Consider the following 18119-nt stretch of genomic DNA (forward strand, 5'->3'; position numbering starts at 1 on the left):
CCGGGGACGCTACGGCTCGTCGCCCCGCATCAGAGGCGCACCGTCTCGACGGTAGGCAGCATCCTGCTGTTCGGTCATGATCGCGAACGGGACTTCCCCTCCACGCCTGCGTGCGCACCGAATCGTCAACGCGCCCACGAAACCTCGGTCGTTGCTGGCCTCCCCAGCAGACCTCCACCATGCCAGAGCAATAATAGCGCTATGAGGATGATCCCAGACGAACCATCACACACTCCCAGTCGGGCAGAGCGGGAAATCTTCAATCGGATTCGTTCGATTGAAGATGGGCGGTGGAGTGTCGCGCTGCACAGCCTCAGCCTGCCCGAACACGCGCGGAAGCGCGTCGCCGAGATCGACTTTCTCCTGGTCGGCCCGTCGGGAATCCTGGTACTCGAGGTCAAAGGCGGGGCTGTTGCCCAGCACCGTGGGGCCTGGGAGACGGTCGACCTCCGGGGGCGCTCCCACAGACTGAACGAGAGTCCCTTCCGTCAGGCCCAAACCGCGATGTTCGCACTCGAACGGCTCCTCAAAGCGAAGGTTGACAACTCGCTTGTGCGGCGGACCGTGTTTGGCTGGGCAGTTGTCCTTCCGAACTGCACTTTTGACGTCGACAGCGTCGAATGGGCTCCCCAGACGATCATCGACAGCGATCGGATCGAAGATCTTGGTGCCGCGTTCGCGGATGTCTCCACCTACTGGCAGGCAAAACCAGGCCGTCGCGATGGTCTTTCGACGGACGATGTCGACCGTTACCTCACGGCCCTTCGGCCCGAATTCGACCGCGTGCCGACGCTGCGGCAGGTCACCAGGACGGCGGAACAGGAGTTCGTCGCGTTGACAGAAAGACAGTACCGCGCCCTGGATGCCAGCACTCGCAACAACCGGATCATATACGAAGGCGGAGCTGGAACCGGTAAGACGATGCTCGCGCTGGAGATGTGTCGTCGCCACGCGGCGGCAGGCCAACGAGTCCTCTTCACCTGCCGAAGCGAGATACTCGCCGGTTTTGTCCGGAACCAGCTTACGGAGATCGAAGCGGTGGCGAGGTCGTCAGCACGGATTCCCGACGAAGATAACGCCTTCGATGTCGTGGTGGTTGACGAGGCGCAGGATCTGATCAGCTTCCGGGATCTCGACAGACTGGACAGGATTCTCATCGGCGGCCTGAGCGACGGTCGATGGGCGATGTTCCTCGACTCCAACAACCAGCGTGGTCTTGTCGGGACCTACGACGAAGCGGCTATGTCGCGCCTTCGCGGGTACCGTCCGGCTGACTTTACGTTAATGGACAACTGCCGTAACACCAACGAGATCATCAATGCGACCCGAGATCGTACGGGTGCCGACATCGGTGTGACCACGGCGGGGAAGGGGCCAGAGGTTGAACTGGCGCGCTCCGATGAGGTGCGAGCCCCCTCGCTGGTGGCCGACCGTCTTGATCGTCTGGCGACCGAAGGCATCTCACCGCACGAGATCGTCCTGTTGTCCCCGTCGGACATCGACAGCTCGGTCTTCGGGCGCATCCCACGCCGATGGCTCAATCGAGTCGATGTACTCGATCTCGAACGGCTGCGCGCGGCTCCGCCGGGCCGGATGCTGTTCGCAAGGATCAGCGACTTCAAGGGACTGGAGAGTCCCTTCGTCCTTCTTGAGATGCCAGAAGGGGCTGGTCGCCCCGCAGGAGCGAGCAACCTGTACGTCGGCATGACCCGGGCCCGTGTCAGTCTTTGGATCATCACGGTGACTCCCGCCACCACGGAGTCGATTCCCGCTGGGAGCGAACGTTGAAGAGTCCAGCCGTCCCCGCCGGTGACCGGTCCACGCTTCTCGACTACCTCCGGACACAGCTCATCGGGCCCGTCGGAGGCGAGCGCGAAGTGCTGTCCGAGGTCCCGCAGTTCCGGTACACGAGTGGCATCCTCTTTCCGATCAGAAACGACGGCGATGAGTCGGACGTCGATCCCCACGAGATCGTCGACGAGGTGCCGGGCAACATCGGTGAAGAGCGGGACGACGATCCCATCGCCCTGGCCAGTCAGGTCAAGCCGAGCTCCATGGGCATGAGCTTCATGACGCCTGGGTCCACCTCAGCCGTCGACGTCGAGGTGAGCGCGGCGAAGTACGAGGACACCGACGGGGCTGGCAAGCGTTGGCAGAGGGCCCAGCAGCACGAGAAGGTGCGCGTGTCACGTCCTGAAGCTGGCAACGATTCCGACCAGACTGCCGTCTTCGGCGGCTCGGCGACGTTGAATGTGCGCTGGTACGAGCGGGACGAGCACGTCATCGTCACGGTGACCCTCGTCAACCGGCGAGAGGTGACGGGGCTGGCGAGGGTACGAACACCTGACTGTCTTTTCCAGGCGTACATGCGATGCAGTCCCGTTGGCACCGAGATAGTCGCCTACCCGAGCCGCCCGCGCATCTACGTCGACGAGGAGGAAGCGGAACTCGACATCCTGTTCCGCAACATACCGACCTACGGCATCGGGCACGGCGTGTCCGTCATGTGGACCGAGGGTAGTCCGCATCCACCGTTCCTCGAGACGTCCTTCCTGCCGGTCAAAAAAGTGCCAGGAGTACGCTTCGACGTCGCTGGGGACAGCGACGTCCTGGGCCTCGACTTCCTCCTGAATGTGGTGGACCAGCCTGTCCTGGTTGTCGCCGCTCTCAATGGTTTCGTCGAGTCCTACGAGCTGTGGGCCTCCGAGTTGCGTTCGAACGGTGGCCCGGTCCCGCAGCACCTGGAGAACGCCAGGCAGCGACTCCTGGGAAAGATCGACAAGACATGTCGCCGGATGCGGCGCGGCGTACAGGCCATCGACGCCGATCCGTTTGTTCGTCGTGCGTTCGCGCTCGCGAACGAGGCGATGCTGATGCAGATGGTGCACAGCCGTTCGGTCGATCTGGCGGGCGGGTCCCACCCGGTGGGTTCCGCACGCGTGATGCCGAACGACTACCAGGGCCGTCGACATCGCTGGAGGCCCTTCCAGCTCGCCTTCCTTCTGCTCAGCCTGGAGGGAACTGCGACCAGGACTGCGGATACGGACGTGGTGGACCTGATCTGGTTCCCGACCGGTGGCGGAAAGACCGAGGCCTATCTCGCCCTCGCAGCGTTCGCTATCTTCCATCGCAGACTTCAGTTAGGCGACGAGGGTGCCGGGACGACGGTGATAACCCGGTACACGCTGCGGCTTCTCACCGCGCAACAGTTCCAGCGTGCCTCCACGCTGATCTGCGCGTGCGAGATGCTGCGGCGACGATTCCGTGAAGATCTCGGGTCGATTCCGATCAGCATCGGGATCTGGACCGGAGGGAACAACAGCCCGAACTCCTTCACTCAGGCAAGAGAACTGGCAGCCGATCTGCGGGCGGGAGTCCAAACCACGAAGAGCTTCCAGATCGCGCGATGCCCCTGGTGCGGAACGCGGATCGAGGCGGGAGACGACAAGGACGAGGAGACCTGGGGGTACTACGTCGACAATTCCTCCTTCCGAGTCAACTGCCTGAATTCGAACTGCTCTTTTCACCGGAGTGGCCTCCCGGTCTCGTCGGTCGACGACGATCTTTACGTGCGTCCCCCGACGCTCCTGATCGGGACGGTCGACAAGTTCGCCCAAGCCGCTTGGAACGAACGGATCGGAGTCTTCTTCGGTTCAGGTGAGACCCCCGGACCCTCATTGATCATTCAGGACGAGTTCCACCTGATCTCCGGTCCACTGGGCACCGTAGTCGGCCTCTACGAGGCCGCGTTCGACGTCTTGCTCGCGCACAACAGGTGCCGGCCGAAGATCGTGGCGTCGACCGCGACGATCCGGCACTCCACCGAACAGACACGCGGCGTCTTCGGTCGGGAGGTCGCACTCTTCCCCCCTTCGGGGCTCGACACGTCGGACTCCTACTTCGTCCGTACCGACTACTCCGCACCGGGCCGGATCTACGCGGGCTTCATGCCACAGGGGCACACGCCGTTGACCGCCCTCGTACACGTCGCGGCCGCGCTGCTGCAGGCTCCGCTCGATGTCGATCTCTCCCTGCTGGGGAAGGACGCGTTCTGGACCCTCGTCGCATACCACAACAGCCTGCGGGAACTCGGGAAAACGATCACTCTGGCACGCGACGACGTCGAGGCGAGATTGAAGATCATAGCTGAGGTGGAAGACCGCCGCCGGGACCTCGGTGACGACAACATCGTGGAGCTCACCAGCAATGTCACTCCTGCCCAGATAGAACGGGTGCTGGAACGGCTCGGCCGCCCGTGGGACGCGCCCGACGCGATCTCGCTGGCAGCCAGCACCAACATGATGTCGGTGGGCGTCGACATTGACAGGCTCGGCATCATGCTCGTCCTCGGCCAGCCCAAGACGACAGCGGAGTACATCCAGGCGAGCAGCCGCGTGGGGAGAAGCGACGATCGACCTGGCGTCGTGTTGACGCTCTACTCGCCGTCCAAGCCGCGGGATCGCTCCCACTACGAGTCGTTCGTCTCCTACCACTCGATGCTCTACCGGGCGGTCGAGCCGACGTCGGTCACCCCGTTCTCGGTGCCCGCGCGCGCCCGTGCTCTGCACGCGGACCTCGTCGTTCTCGCGCGCCTCGCGCGCCACTGGGGTGCCGACGACGACGCTGCCTCCTTCGCGGCCGACGATCCCGGGTTCGTGACTCTGGTCGAAGCACTGATCGAGCGGGCACGACGCGCCGATCCGGAAGAGGCTGACGCCGTGCGTGATCATCTGAACAGGCTGCTGGACGAGTGGACTGCGCGCGCGAGCGCTGCTGAGGACGTCGGCCTGCGGTACCGCAGCTACAGGGAACGTCCTGGCCTTCTCCGTCGCTTCGGGGACCGGACCCTTGGATGGCCAACACTCGACTCGATGCGAAGCGTCGACGTCGAGGTCTCGATCTCGGTGCGAGGAGAGCCGCGGTGAGCTCGCGCAAGGTACGACGGGCCCAGATCGTCAGCCCGTTCGGCGTCGGCGCCATCATCGACCTGGAGGGCGAGTCCTTCGTCGCGGAGGACGCGAGCCGATGGCACGTCGGGTACACCGAGTCCATCTCGCCCCCGCCTGGGCTCACAAGCGCACTGAACGTCGTGGATCTACGGACACCGGGCGAAGCGAAGAAGGGCACGCTGCCGTACTACCGGTTCCCCCGGTGGCTCTTCTGCCACCGCTGCCGGCGTATGAAGAACTGGCTTATCTCCGACGAACGGACGATGCCCGTACCGAGATGCACCTCGTGTGGGGGAACACCCAAGCTGGTACCGATGCGATTCGTCGCGGCATGCGGTAACGGCCATCTTGAGGACGTCCCGTGGGACCGGTGGGCACACTCGGCCAGCGAAACGCGGAACCAGAAGCAGTGCGGACACGGAGAGCTCAGGTTCGAGAGCGAAGCACACCAGGGCAGCGGCCTTGAGTCGCTGTCCGTCGTCTGCAGGGACTGCCGCGCCCGACGCTCGCTTGAGGACATCACGCAGAAGGACGCCCTCCGCAGGATCGGATGCAGGTGCCGCGGTCGCCAGCCGTGGCAGTCGAGCGAGAACATGCAGGCCTGCGACGAAAGCCTGCGGGTTCTGCAACGAGGCGCGTCGAACGTCTACTTTCCGAACGTCGTGTCAGCGCTCGACATCCCACCCCATTCCGACTGGCGGGAACTGAATCGTCCTGCCGTCGTTCTGGCCATCAACAAGTACTTCCAGGCCCTGGTCGAGGAGCCGGACTCTCGGCTACGTGAGTCGGTGATCGGTCTCCTCGTCGACCAGTATTCCTTCACCCGTGACCAGGTGGAGTCCGCCCTTACCGAGGTCGGAGGGCATCGAGTGGCCCCGGCAGGCTCCCGGTCCGTTGACGACCTCCGGCTGGACGAGTGGACAGTGCTGTGTGCACCCCCGGGTGAGTCCGACCCGCGAGACCGCTTTGTCGCTCGCGCGACTTCCTTTCCAGGTCCGTCACAGAACGGGACACCTCATCCGGCCGGCGCGCCGCTCGCCCGACGGATCTCAGCGGTGACACTGGTCGATCGCCTGCGCGAAGTACGGGTGTTGGACGGTTTCACCAGGAACACGGCCAAGAAGGCAGTGAAGGCGAACCTGGCACCTCGTCCGGCGTTCCTGCCCGCCGTGGAAGTTTTCGGAGAAGGGGTCTTCCTCCGTTTCGACGAGGACGCCGTCCGCACGTGGGAAGCGCTTCCTCGCGTTCGGCAGCGGGCTGAGCGGCTCGCCGAACGAGCGCGAGCCGCCGAACTGAGATGGCTTCCGACGCCCACACCGAGGTTTCTGCTGCTGCACACGCTCGCACATCTCCTGCTTCGGCAGACGGCGTTCGATGCTGGTTACTCGACATCGTCGCTGCGGGAACGCCTGTATGTCGCTGGTCAGAGCAGTCCCCTGCCCATGGCCGGAGTCCTGCTGTACACGGCGGCCGGCGACACCGAGGGAACTCTTGGTGGCCTCGTCCGACTCGGGCAGGCAGAACGGCTGGTGCCGCTGCTCACTGCCGCGATCCTCTCCGCATCCTGGTGCTCCTTCGACCCGGTGTGTCGCAGTGCCTCGGGCCAGGGCCCGCGAGGTCTGTCGCTCGCCGCCTGCCACGCCTGCGCCCTTGTCCCGGAGACCAGCTGTGAGAAGAGCAACAGACTGCTCGACAGAGACCTGCTGGTTAACGACGAGTACGGGTTCTTCCGCGAGGTCGTGGCAGTGGAGGGGGCCGCGCCCGGCGGCGGATCCTGGTGACGGCGCATGACCGCGGCACCGCCGCATCCCATCGCCCTGCCGAACCACAAGACTCCAGATCATGGTCGAAATCCGTGATTATTCTGGGTCCGCCCGGGTCCGACAAGGCACGTGCTGCCGCGCAGTGCGCAGCAGACCACGACGCCACCCATACAGACACCACAATCATTGTTTCTGGAAATGTACTCAAGCACTATCTCGCATCCATTGCGCCACATCTGGGTCGCGACGCGGTGGTTACTTTTCACGAATTCCTGTCGTCGCTGTGGAAGAAACTCTACGGCCGAATCCCGCCAGAACAGGAAAAATGGCGCTTCGATCTGGATTCCTGTGTAGACCACGTCCTACGCGAAAGGCCACACAGATCATGGACGCGGCGGCCGATCGTACTGGAGGGTGAGCGATATCCGGCCGCATTCTATTCCCTACTCCGAATGCTTGACATCCCGGCGACGGTGTTCGCGGACGAGAACTATCCGATCAGGGAGGACGGCTCCACGGCACCGGAGATCCGATCCGCGCTGGGCGCGACGGAGCCAGCAGTCCTCAGAAGAAACACACGAACCACACGACCCATAGCCGCGTTCTCGAACCACTTCTACTCGGGCTCCCGCTCCGGGAAATGCGTCCTGTCGGAACGGACAGGCCCGCAGCCGGCCCTGCTGTCAACGCCGACGTTCGCGGACCTGGTCGACTGGCTTGTCGACTTCGAGCGTGTTCGACCCCGACAGTCGATCGGTATTCTGGTTCGGGCAGCGGATCTGGTGAGGCAGCTCGAGGTCGCCCTGTCCGGGCGGACCCTGAACAGGACACGTTGCTACGAGAGCTCACGGTCCTCGCTCGCGAACTCACTCGAGTTCGGGAAACCCGGGACAACGATCCTGACCTGGCAGAGCGGGACGGCTGTCGAGTTCGATGCCGTCGTCCTGGCCGAGCTGCAGGAGATGCACGATCCAAGGTTCGCCCTGTCGAGCCGAATGAATCTGCACGTCCTGTCAGCGCGCGCACGCACCGAGCTTGTGCTTGCGTACTCCGGCAGCGGAGAACCCTCGTTCGTCGATGCACTACCGATGGACCTCGTTGACGACCTGCGAGGATCGTCGACTGTCCTGGCTCCTCCCGAGAAGCCCTCACCCGACGGGTATCGGGGCGAAACCAACGATTCGGTCGGCTTCACGACGATCGCGCCAGTGAACCCGGCAGGAAGGGAGCGCTGGGCTCGCCAAGTCCATGCCGGGCTCCGGCTGGTCGACGGAGAGCACCATCGCCGGCGCGCGCGGCGGCGGGTGCTCACGGCGGACGAGGAAGTCGGTCTGGCGGTGGTCATGCGCGCTGACGGCACATCCCTGAGCGACGAGCTTCCCCCCGGATACCGGGCCACGCTCCAGAACAGCGATCAACGGGCGGTCGCGTTTGACCTCCTGTTGCTCCACAACATCCGTCTGGTGCGCTCGATCGCACGAACTTACACCGTATCCGGCCTGGATGTGGAGGATCTCACGCAGGGTGGTGTGTTCGGTCTGGTGCGAGCGATCGAGAAGTTCAACGCGTCGCTCGGGCACAAGTTCTCGACGTACGCGAGTCAATGGATCCGTCAGTCCATCGGTCGGACCATCGACAATGATTCCAGGCTGATCCGGCTTCCGGTACACATGTGCGAGAGGATCCGCGGGGTCCAATCGGCATATGCGACCGTTTCCGTCGCCGGAACCGTCATCGACCTAGCGGAAGTAGGCCGTCGAACTGAACTGACGTCGGCGCAGGTCGTGGAGGCGCTAAGGCTCGCACGCGGAATCGTCTCGCTCGACCGGCCAGTCGGTGAAAACGAGGACGCCACGCTCGGGGAGGTTCTTGACGGAGTCGCGGACGTCGGCTCCGACCCCGCGGTCGTCGTCGACCGTCAAGCTGGCGCCGAACTTGTCGCGCGTGCGCTCGACCGGATGAACCCGCGGGAAGCGCGCATCCTCCGGCTGAGGAACGGCTTCGAAGACGACACGCCGTGGACCCTGGAGATGGTAGGCGGGGAGCTGGGCGTGACTCGGGAGCGCGTCAGACAGATCGAAGTGAAGGCCAAGCAGAACTTCAGGAATCTCCTTACCTCGCCTGAGACACAGGTTCGGGCCCGTAGTCGACGGCCGGCCGCGGCGACGCCCTCCGGGACCGGCCCGAACCGATCTCGTCCCGCGGCCTCCGGGTACAGGACGGCCGGCGCCGTTCTTCCGCCGCAGGGACAAGCGGCCGAGGCTCGACCATGGCGGACCGTCGCTCAGGGAATCGAGCTCCCGGCCGCGCTGCGGCGAGATCATCGGCCTGCGACGCTCGAGGACCTTGTCTACGAAGGTGTCGAGTACGCGGTCAGTGCCGGTGGGACTTATATCAGCATCGGCTTCGACCTGACAACGCCTGCCCCGTGGATCGCCCTGCGAGTCGACAGTGCGATGTCTCCCGAGTCGGATATCCGCACGGCGGTTCTGATGGCCGACGCACTTTCGCCACGGAATCTTCCGGGCGCGATGAGGCTGACGAGTCTGATCCTCAGCATCGCCGACCAGATGGCAGTCACCACGCGCGACGCTTCAGGGCGCTCGACCTGCCTCTCGCTGACATTCGCGCGGATGACCGGGCACTGGTGGCTTCGTCTGACGGATGAGGACGTCCTCAGGGCGGCGGAGCGCCCATCGCGCCCCGCCGCCACTCAGGCAACCATCGAGATACGTGGGCTTCGCCAGACATGGCTTGGCATCGACGCCCCGCTCCCTGTAGTCGCGGCGATAGGTACGTGGCGCGCGAGGATCGGTCTGGTCTACGGCGCGATGATTGCGACGGGAAATCTCACGATCGAGATTGCGGACGAGAAGGTCGCCGCAAGGGATCCGTTCGCGACTGGAAACCCCGCCACTCAGGATCTCGGCACCGAGTGCGTCCGCCACGACGGCCAGAGCGTGGAGGTCACCCCGTACGTGATCCCGCACCCCGACCGCCTTTCCGGAAAGGAGAACGACGATCTTGGAGGCCTCGCAGAGATGCGGCGGAGCCAGGGATTCTACGTCCGGTGCGCGGGACATCTGATCGTGACCGGGAGCTGGTTGGGGCTTTCCGGCCTCGGCGATGCCGAGGAGACGGCCTTGGCCCGGGTGCTGATCGAGATCGACCCGACAGAGCATTCATCCTGGTGGAAGGAAGCTACTGGCATCGCGCGGCCGCCGGATGCGCTGCGCGCCCGGCTCATCGATCTCGCTATGGTTGCCCGACAGCGATCTACGGAGGTGTTCCGGCACCGGCGAGACTCGCGCGCCGTGACTGGGAGAGGCAGCGATGACTGAGCGAACTGCGTCCGACTACGAAGCAGAGATCGAACGCCAGGTCACCGAACGCACCTCTGACACCCCCGGACTCATGCGGCGGGACGCGTTCGTCGCGGTCGCGACCGAGTACCTGACGGGCGACGGCACTCTAGACGACATCTCGGTCTGCTTCCTCAAGACCGCGTTCGGGAACCGTCAGGCCGAGGTCAACGGATACGACATCGCCAACGATGGAACCTCGCTGAACCTCGTCGTGGCCGAGTACGGCGTGGCTGGTCAGACTGTGCGGCGTGACCGGGTCGACCGCGCTGTCCGACGAGCGTCGGCATTCGCCGAGTTCGTTCGGCGAGGGCTGCACACACAGCTCGAGAGGTCGAGCCCCGCGTTCGACATGGCCGAACGAATTCACGCCAGCTGGCCGGAACTGGAACGGGTACGGATAGCCGTCGTCACGGATGGCGTAGTGGGACTGACCTCCACGCTCAGCGGTGAGGCGGCCGGGCTACCCGCTATCGTGGATGTATGGGACGTCGTCCGGCTCGGACGGCTCGCTCTCTCGGGCCGTGAGCAGGAGCAGATCGTCATCGATCTCGTGCAGCGTGGCCATCTGGTTCCGTGCGTGAAGTCCCAGACGCAGGCAGGCGCCTACCGCTGTGTCCTCGCAGTAATACCAGGTATCCTGCTGGCGCAGCTCTACGAAGAGTTCCACGGTCGCCTTTTACAGCGGAACGTGCGGGCCTTTCTTCAGGTGCGCGGAAAGATCAACAAGAGTATCTTCGAGACCATCAGGAACCAGCCAGGAAACTTTCTCGCCTACAACAACGGAATATCGGCAACGGCGACCGGAGTCGATATTGTTCCAGGACCGGAGGGACAGCCGATCATCCGTCGTATACGGGACCTCCAGATCGTCAACGGCGGTCAGACTACGGCATCGCTGCACTATGCAGCCGGCAAGGGCGCTGATCTGGCGAACATTCATGTGCCGGCGAAGATCACCGTTGTCGCACTGGAACAACTCGACAGCCTCGTACCGTCGATCTCACGATACGCCAACTCCCAGAACGCCGTGAACCTGGCCGACTTCGAGGGCAGTAGCTCCTTCCACATCGGGCTCGAGAGCCTGTCGCGGAGTACCTGGGCTCCCGCTCCACCGGGATCGACGGTTCAGACTCGCTGGTACTACGAGCGTGTTCGCGGCCAGTACGAGGTAGACCGCTCCAACGTCGGAACGGTGGCCCGGCGGAAGGTGTTCGACCGGGAGAACCCGCGGCGGCAGCGATTCACGAAGACGGACGTCGCGAAGTTCGAGTTCGCGTTCCAGAGCAGACCGAGCATCGTCTGTCTGGGGGAGCAGAAATGTTTTCAGCAGTGGACCGTGCAGAACGAGACAATCAACCGGGAACGGCCTCAGCCAACGTACTTCAGACGGCTCGTCGGGAAAGCCCTGCTCTTCAACGACGTCGATCGTGTTGTTCGTTCGCGACGCTCCGGTGGCTACTACTCGCAGACCACCGCGTACACCGTAGCGATCATTGCCGGTTCGCTGGGCGACGCCTTTGATCCGGAGACGGTCTGGCGTACCCAGGACCTGCCTTCCGTATTGCTGGCCGAGCTGGACGCACTGGCCGAGCGGGTTCGTGAGGCGCTGGTGAGCCCTCCTGCCGCGGCGAACATCACCGAGTGGTGCAAGAAGGAAGCCTGTTGGGAGGACGTTCGCCGGCGCGTGCGCTGGACTCCGCTGCCGAGTGTGTTCGCGGCACTTCGCTCTTGATCACCGCAAAGTTGTCGCACCCAGGTGGTGTGCTTCACAAGTGACGGCATTGCGATTGACATGGTTCAGGTACGTCCCGCACCGAGGTATGGTTTGATACGCAGGCAAAGGTGGGTCGAGAACAGAAGGGAGGGTTGGCGTGGCGACATATGGCGTGAAGCTGCAACGCAGTGACCGTTTGCGTCTGTCACGACATCCCGATGCTCCGACAGCGGACGGCTTTGTCGAATGGTGCCACGCAGAGATAGCCGCCGGCAGGCCGCTGGCTGTCGATCTGTTCAGTGGTGCGGGAGGCCTGAGCCTCGGGCTCGAGTCAGCCGGCTGGGCTGTTGCCGCCGCTGTCGACAACGATCCGTCGTCGGTCGAGACGCACGCTCACAATTTTCCTGGCCAGGCCCTGCTTCTCGATCTCAGCAAGCAATCCGAGCGTGAAAAACTCCTTACAGTGCTTTCCGACGTGGCGATCGATCTGGTTGCCGGTGGACCGCCGTGTCAGCCGTTCAGCAGAGCAGGCGCCAGCAAGATTCGTAGTCTTGTCGACAACGGGACGCGCGCAAGCGACGATCCGCGGCGATTCCTTTGGTCCGCATTTGTCGATATCACCCTTGCGCTCAAGCCCAGAGCGGTACTGATGGAAAACGTTCCTGACATGGCTTTCAGTGACGACTTTCGGACCGTCCGCGCGATTGTGGAAAAGTTCGAGGCTGCCGGCTACGCTACTCAAATCAGTATTATCAACACCTGGGACCACGGCGTGCCACAGCATCGGCGCCGCCTGCTCGTTCAGGCGCGATGCGACGGATTTCCGTTCAATCAGTTGAAGAAGTACTCTTCCGTGAATCTGGGTGATGCGATCCAGGACCTCCCGCCGCTTTCCGGCGGAACCGGTGCTCGGGAGATGACATACGTTTCCTCAGGCTCTCCCGGCAACTTCGTGACCGCGATGCGGCACGGCGCGCCCGAGGGTACTATACATGATCACATGACTCGGCCAGTCCGCGAGGACGACCGGGAGATATTCGAGTACATGACCTCGGACATGCTGTACACGGCTGTACCCGAGCACCTCCGTCGTTACAGCACGCATACTTTCGATGATAAATACAAGCGACTCGACTACGGACAGTTGAGCCGCACGATCACGGCGCATATTGCCAAGGACGGTTACTGGTACATCCATCCGGTCGAGGCCCGCACCCTGACCGTGCGAGAGGCCGCCCGTGTTCAGACCTTCCCCGACCGCTTCCGCTTTGCCGGCCACCGCAGCGACGCATTCCGTCAGATTGGCAACGCGGTGCCGCCTTTCGCGGGTGAGGCCGCCGCGAATGCGCTCCGGCCAGATTTTGTCGCCGAGAAGGGGAATACGGAAGACTCGGACTGGTCGGTTGTTCACTCCGCCCTCGACCGGTGGGCGGCTACCCTGCCGTGGTCCCTGCGGCCTGGTATGGGGGAGGTTCCCGCCGCTGTCGCTGCGGTTCTGTCGACCGCTCGCGCCAAGCCGGATCGGACGGCTTCGGTCATGGACCTGGTGCAGGAAGCAACTTGCCTAGACCGCTCGATGCTCGATGATGCCATCTGTTCCATCGGAACGGAAGGTGGCCGACGCGCGCTGCGCAGACTGGACCCGCTGGTCGACGCACCCAGTGTTGGAAACGTCCCCGCGATGGTCGGCATGAAGCCGGCGGAGGCCGCGCTCTTCTCGTTGTTCACCGGCGCCGATGTGCTCCTTGCCACGACGCCGACGATCCGTGTCGCGTCCCGTTTTCGCGGCACTGGATCCTTGCACACCAATATGCGCACGGAAGGGCGGATCGACCTCGCTTGTCTGGTCGGAGCGGCGCCAGATGCGCCCCTGCGCATGACGGCAATCAGGCACCTTGGACTGACTATCTGCGGTCCTGCGGACAGCCCGAACTGTTCGGCTTGTCCGCTACGCGAGTGGTGCGCCTACCGCTCCTCACAGGACGGAATCGACGAGGGAGCCGGGATGCTTCCGTTCGAAGACGCCCTGTCGGTCGATTCTGTACAGGCGTGATCGCGTACCAGACGAGCGGCGCTCTCGACATTGCGGCGTATGTCGCATTCCCAGATGCGCATGACACGCCAACCCGTCTCGACCAGGCTTGCGTTATTGCGACGGTCGCGCTCAAGATTCGCTTTGAACTTTTCCTTCCAGAGCTGGGCGTTCGGCCCCTCGAAGCATTTCATTCCGTGTTCGGGACAGCCGTGCCAGAAACAGCCGTCGACAAAAACTGCCAGTCGCCAACGGGGTAGTACGAAGTCAGGCGTGCAGCGCGGAGTGACGCGCTTGTGCACACGGAATCGCAGGCCGAGCCGGTGCACCTCACGTCGCAGCCGCAGTTCCGGTGTGGTGTCTCGGGACCGCCGATGTGACAGATGCGAGCCAGCCGACGTCGAGACCCAGGTCTGGCGTCTCGATCCGTCGTAGCGGGTGTCACTCATCACCTCGTCTCCGTTTCCACCTCGCGTCGTCAACGTGACTGTGGATCTTTGTGGATCGACTGTGATCCCACAGAAACCGTCGGTGTTATCTCGGGATCGTCGTCCATCCTCCCACATACGACGGAGATGGAGCCCGCTCCGAGCGTAGAGCCAGCTGCGGTTGTTGCATCGGGTTTTCGACCGCCAGTCTTGGCGACTCTCGGTCATGGTTCGGTTGCCGATGCCCGACCGGCTATGCGGTACCGCCCGTCCAGGCGGTGGCCGTTCTTATGGCTGCGGTCGTTGCGTTGGGCTTGCGACCGCCAGCCGAGGCGGCTGTACGTTTGGCGCCCTACTTGTACGTAACGATCTTCTGTTGTACGTTGAAAACATGGCCACATCGCCCGAGCTGAGCGTGTCGGAGGCTCGAGAGCAGCTTGCCGCGATCATCGATCAGGTCCGCGCCGACCACAAGCCGGTCTACCTCGCCCGTCGCGGCCGGCGAGTCGCGGCGATCATCGATGCCGATGACCTGGATCGCATCCTCGCGCTGGCCGAAGACATGGCCGACATACGCGAAGCCGAACGAGCGCGCGAGCAGATGATGACGACCGGGCAGACGCCCATCCCCTGGGATGAGGTCAAAGCCGAACTCGGCCTGACATGAGATACACGGTCAGTGTCGCACCGCATGCGCTCCGCCAGTTACGCAGGCTCGGCCCCACGGCCCGACGCCGGGTGCAGGCTGTCATTGATCTCCTCGCCGAGGATCCCCGTCCACCGGCCGCTCGACAGCTTGTGGGCGGTGCGGGCGAATGGCGCGTACGCACCGGCGACTACCGGATCGTGTACGACATCCAGGACAAAGGACTGATCGTCCTGGTCGTCCTGGTCGTTCTGGATGTCGCTGTTGGTCACCGCCGAGACGTCTATCGCTGACCTTGAACCCCGCCCCGGACGTCGAATCACACGCCGCCACCCACGACACGACTCGGATCATCAGGAGAGCCCGAGCGTGAGGCTCGTCGAGGTGGGGCGTGGGCGTGGGCGTCGCGGGTTGACGGTCGGCTCGGCGGCGGTCCGTAGAGTGACCGACGACGATCCTCGGCCCGAGGTCGTGGAGGGTGGTGAGCGTGGTGGCGCGCCGGTTCAACACGGCGGGGCCGTGTCGCCCCACGTACGACTACATGATTCCGGCGCTTCGGCGGCTCCCGGAAGGGCCTGGGCTGGTGGAGCGGATGGGCTACTTCGTGGTCCATGCTCCCCGCCAGACCGGGAAGACGACGGCGCTGCGCGCGCTGGCGCAGGAGCTGGCAGCCGGCGGTCGGTACGCGGCGCTGCATTTCTCGTGCGAGCTCGGCGAGGCAGTAGGTGACGACTACGGCACGGCCCAGCGCAGCATCCTGCAGGAGGTCCGGAGCCAAGCCGAGATCGCCCTGCCGCCGGAACTGCGCCCGCCGCCGTGGCCGGACACGGTGGACGCCAACCTCCTCAAGGAGTCGCTCGCGGCCTGGGCACTGGTGTGTCCTCGGCCGTTGGTGTTGTTCTTCGACGAGATCGACGCGTTGCGCGGGCAGAGCCTGGTCAGTGTGCTGCGTCAGCTCCGGGCCGGGTTCAACCAACGTCCGCGGCGGTTCCCGGCGTCGGTGGTGCTGTGCGGGCTGCGCGACGTCCGCGACTACAAAACCGCCTCGGGGGGCGACCCGTCCCGGCTGGGTACCGCCAGCCCGTTCAACGTCACGATCAAGTCTTTGCGGCTTGGTGACTTCCTGCCCGAGGAGGTCCGCGAACTCTACGCCCAGCATACCGCCGAGACAGGGCAGGAGTTCACCCCGGACGCGACCGCTCGGGCGATCGAGCTGACCGCCGGGCAGCCCTGGCTGGTGAACGCGCTGGCCCTCGAAATCGTCGAGGAGATCGGGGTGCCAGTCTGCGAACCGATCACTGTCGACCATGTGGACCAGGCCAAGGAGCGGTTGATCCTGGCTCGCGCCACTCACCTGGACTCGCTGGCCGCGAAACTCGCCGAGCCCCGGGTCCGGCGCATCCTCGAACCCGTCCTCGCCGGGAACCTGCTCGCGCTCGATCCCTACGACGACGACCTGACCTACGTCCGCGACCTCGGGTTGGTCACCCCTCGCAACCCGGTCCAGGTCGCGAACCCGATCTACCGCGAGGTCATCGCCCGTGTCCTGACCACCGGCGTCGAAGTGAACGTGCTCGCCGACCCCCGGACGTTCGTGCTCCCGGACGGACGGCTCGATTTCCCCCGGCTGCTGCGGGAGTTCGCCGAGTTCTGGTGCGAGCACGGCGAGATCCTCACCAGCACCCAGCACTACCACGAGGCGGCTCCCCAGCTCGTCCTCATGGGATTTCTTCAGCGGGTCGTCAATGGCGGGGGCTACGTCGAGAGGGAGTACGGGGTCGGTCGGGGGCGTATCGATATCCTCGTCCGCTGGCCCTGGACGACAGCCGACGGCAAGCGCGCCTGGCAACGCGAGGCGCTCGAGCTCAAAGTCCGGCGAGCTGGGGAACCAGACCCGCTGGGACGCGGGCTGACCCAACTCGACGGCTACCTCGACCGCCTCGGCCTCGACCGCGGCACCCTGGTCGTCTTCGACCGCCGACCCGACGCCGCCCCGATCGCCGAACGCACCACCATCACCGAGGTCGCCAGCCCCAGCGGTCGCACGATCACGCTGCTGCGCGCCTGACCCCGGCCCGGCGATGGCCTGGGTTTTCCTGATCGACAAGGGCGTCCTGTGCCCACGAAACAATTGCCGGGCGCTCTAACAGCGGTGAACGTACGCGCGGCAACGCCGGTCGTGGCCGTAATCTCCTATCGGTGACCGACGGCGGCCCGTACCGGCCGGGACCCGTGCTGGCGGTCACTCAGCCACGCGTGCCCTGCTACAAACTTGCCGTCAGGTTCGGTGACCGCAGCCTCCCGCGCCGCTTCGCCGCCGCCGGCAGACCCGGGGCATACGTGCGGGTTCTCCAAGAGGGCGAGTTGGCGGCCGGCGACCGCCTTCACGTGCTGTCCAGCCCCGACCAGGCTGTCACCGTGGGCCTGGTGGCAACGGCCTACCACTCCCATGACGCGCAGCTGGCCGGCGCCGTCCTGCGAGCACCCAGCCTGCCGTCGTCCTGGTATGACTGGGCCCGCGCCCGCGACCACACCTGACGCTCCCCCGCCCTGGACACCCCACTCGTCGTCGATCCGGCTGTCGCCCCGTCGACCGCCGACTGGTACACCCTGGCCGACGAGGCGCTGCGCCGGTTCGCAGCCAGGTTGGACACCTGGACCTCGTCGATCTGCCGCTTGTTGAGGCCCGGCCGCACGGCCATTTCGGTCCACAGGCCAAGCTGCGCGTCCCACGGCGGACTGTAGAGCATGAAGTAACAGAAAAATACCATCCGCCCCCAAAGAGGGCCGTTACCGAATGTAGTAGGTGCGGCCGGCGACGTCATGTCCGGATGTCCGGCCGTCGAGGACGGCTTCCGGTTGGTGCCCCTGCGGCCTAGCGTGACATCCCATAGTTGATCTCGGACTGAGAGTGGTATATGGCGGCACATAGCGGTACATGGCGATGTCGCGCAGCGCCCCCGACATCTGCCTGGGTACCTTCCGAGCCGACCAGAACGCCACGGCCGATCAGGAACCGGACGACCCGTATGGTCGGCGACCACTCCCACGGGCTACTGGACACGAACATAATGATCTTGCGTAGGTGGGTGGACCCCGACGACTTCACGGGACTGGACGGCCTCCTCACTGTCGTCCCCGTCACCCGGCCGGCAGTGCTCCACAGCCGGTGAGCGCAGGCCGCTCGCAACCGATTCCTGGGAGCCTGAGGCGGTCAAGCAA

General features: G+C 64.6%; 11 protein-coding genes. 10 read left to right on the forward strand and 1 reads right to left on the reverse strand.

Annotated elements, in window-relative coordinates; genetic code table 11:
• The first annotated feature begins 201 nt into the window (after positions 1-201).
• The 6 genes from U9978_RS05955 to U9978_RS05980 all read left to right on the forward strand — a co-directional run bounded on the left by U9978_RS05955 (position 202) and on the right by U9978_RS05980 (position 13844).
• A complete protein-coding gene (locus U9978_RS05955) occupies positions 202-1788 on the forward strand; it encodes a nuclease-related domain-containing DEAD/DEAH box helicase (RefSeq protein WP_322760036.1) in 1587 nt (528 codons plus the stop codon).
• Entirely contained in the window at positions 1785-4925 is a 3141-nt protein-coding gene (locus U9978_RS05960; protein WP_322760037.1) for a helicase-related protein, read from the forward strand. The genes U9978_RS05955 and U9978_RS05960 overlap by 4 nt, the downstream gene beginning before the upstream one ends.
• Positions 4922-6730, forward strand: coding sequence for a DrmB family protein (gene drmB / locus U9978_RS05965; protein WP_322760038.1), 1809 nt, complete (start codon positions 4922-4924; stop codon positions 6728-6730). Before U9978_RS05960 ends, drmB begins: the two co-directional genes overlap by 4 nt.
• A 74-nt stretch (positions 6731-6804) precedes the next feature.
• Positions 6805-10053 (forward strand): sigma-70 family RNA polymerase sigma factor, encoded by a 3249-nt coding sequence (locus U9978_RS05970; protein WP_322760039.1) that lies wholly within the window; start codon positions 6805-6807, stop codon positions 10051-10053.
• Positions 10046-11809: an AIPR family protein gene (locus U9978_RS05975; protein WP_322760040.1), complete on the forward strand. Its 1764-nt coding sequence runs from the start codon at positions 10046-10048 to the stop codon at positions 11807-11809. Before U9978_RS05970 ends, U9978_RS05975 begins: the two co-directional genes overlap by 8 nt.
• 139 nt (positions 11810-11948) lie before the next feature.
• Complete coding sequence (locus tag U9978_RS05980; protein ID WP_322760041.1) at positions 11949-13844, forward strand: DNA cytosine methyltransferase; 1896 nt, start codon at positions 11949-11951, stop codon at positions 13842-13844.
• On the opposite strand, the gene U9978_RS05985 is transcribed toward U9978_RS05980, so the two are convergent.
• On the reverse strand, positions 13757-14479 hold the full coding sequence (locus U9978_RS05985; protein WP_322760042.1) for a very short patch repair endonuclease: 723 nt from the start codon (positions 14477-14479) through the stop codon (positions 13757-13759). The genes U9978_RS05980 and U9978_RS05985 overlap by 88 nt on opposite strands.
• Before the next feature lie 163 nt (positions 14480-14642).
• Between U9978_RS05985 and U9978_RS05990 the strand changes: the two genes are divergently transcribed.
• The 4 genes from U9978_RS05990 (at position 14643) to U9978_RS06005 (ending at position 17435) form a co-directional block, all read left to right on the forward strand.
• Positions 14643-14918 (forward strand): type II toxin-antitoxin system Phd/YefM family antitoxin, encoded by a 276-nt coding sequence (locus U9978_RS05990; RefSeq protein WP_322760043.1) that lies wholly within the window; start codon positions 14643-14645, stop codon positions 14916-14918.
• Positions 14915-15190, forward strand: a complete 276-nt coding sequence (locus U9978_RS05995; RefSeq protein ID WP_322760044.1) for a type II toxin-antitoxin system RelE/ParE family toxin — start codon at positions 14915-14917, stop codon at positions 15188-15190. The genes U9978_RS05990 and U9978_RS05995 overlap by 4 nt, the downstream gene beginning before the upstream one ends.
• Before the next feature lie 197 nt (positions 15191-15387).
• Entirely contained in the window at positions 15388-16965 is a 1578-nt protein-coding gene (locus U9978_RS06000; protein WP_416210866.1) for an AAA family ATPase, read from the forward strand.
• A gap of 131 nt (positions 16966-17096) precedes the next feature.
• A complete protein-coding gene (locus tag U9978_RS06005) occupies positions 17097-17435 on the forward strand; it encodes an MOSC domain-containing protein (RefSeq protein WP_322760046.1) in 339 nt (112 codons plus the stop codon).
• Positions 17436-18119: the final 684 nt, after the last annotated feature.

The sequence above is a fragment of the Protofrankia sp. Cr2 genome, from assembly GCF_963555885.1.
Lineage (GTDB): Bacteria > Actinomycetota > Actinomycetes > Frankiales > Frankiaceae > Protofrankia.

What these genes read in the sequence shown, in the direction of transcription:
- U9978_RS05990 (WP_322760043.1), top strand. Translation starts at nt 14,643, where the DNA reads ATGGCCACATCGCCCGAGCTGAGCGTGTCGGAGGCTCGAGAGCAGCTT.
- U9978_RS05955 (WP_322760036.1), top strand. Translation starts at nt 202, where the DNA reads ATGAGGATGATCCCAGACGAACCATCACACACTCCCAGTCGGGCAGAG.
- U9978_RS05975 (WP_322760040.1), top strand. Translation starts at nt 10,046, where the DNA reads ATGACTGAGCGAACTGCGTCCGACTACGAAGCAGAGATCGAACGCCAG.
- U9978_RS05995 (WP_322760044.1), top strand. Translation starts at nt 14,915, where the DNA reads ATGAGATACACGGTCAGTGTCGCACCGCATGCGCTCCGCCAGTTACGC.
- U9978_RS05985 (WP_322760042.1), bottom strand. Translation starts at nt 14,479, where the DNA reads ATGACCGAGAGTCGCCAAGACTGGCGGTCGAAAACCCGATGCAACAAC.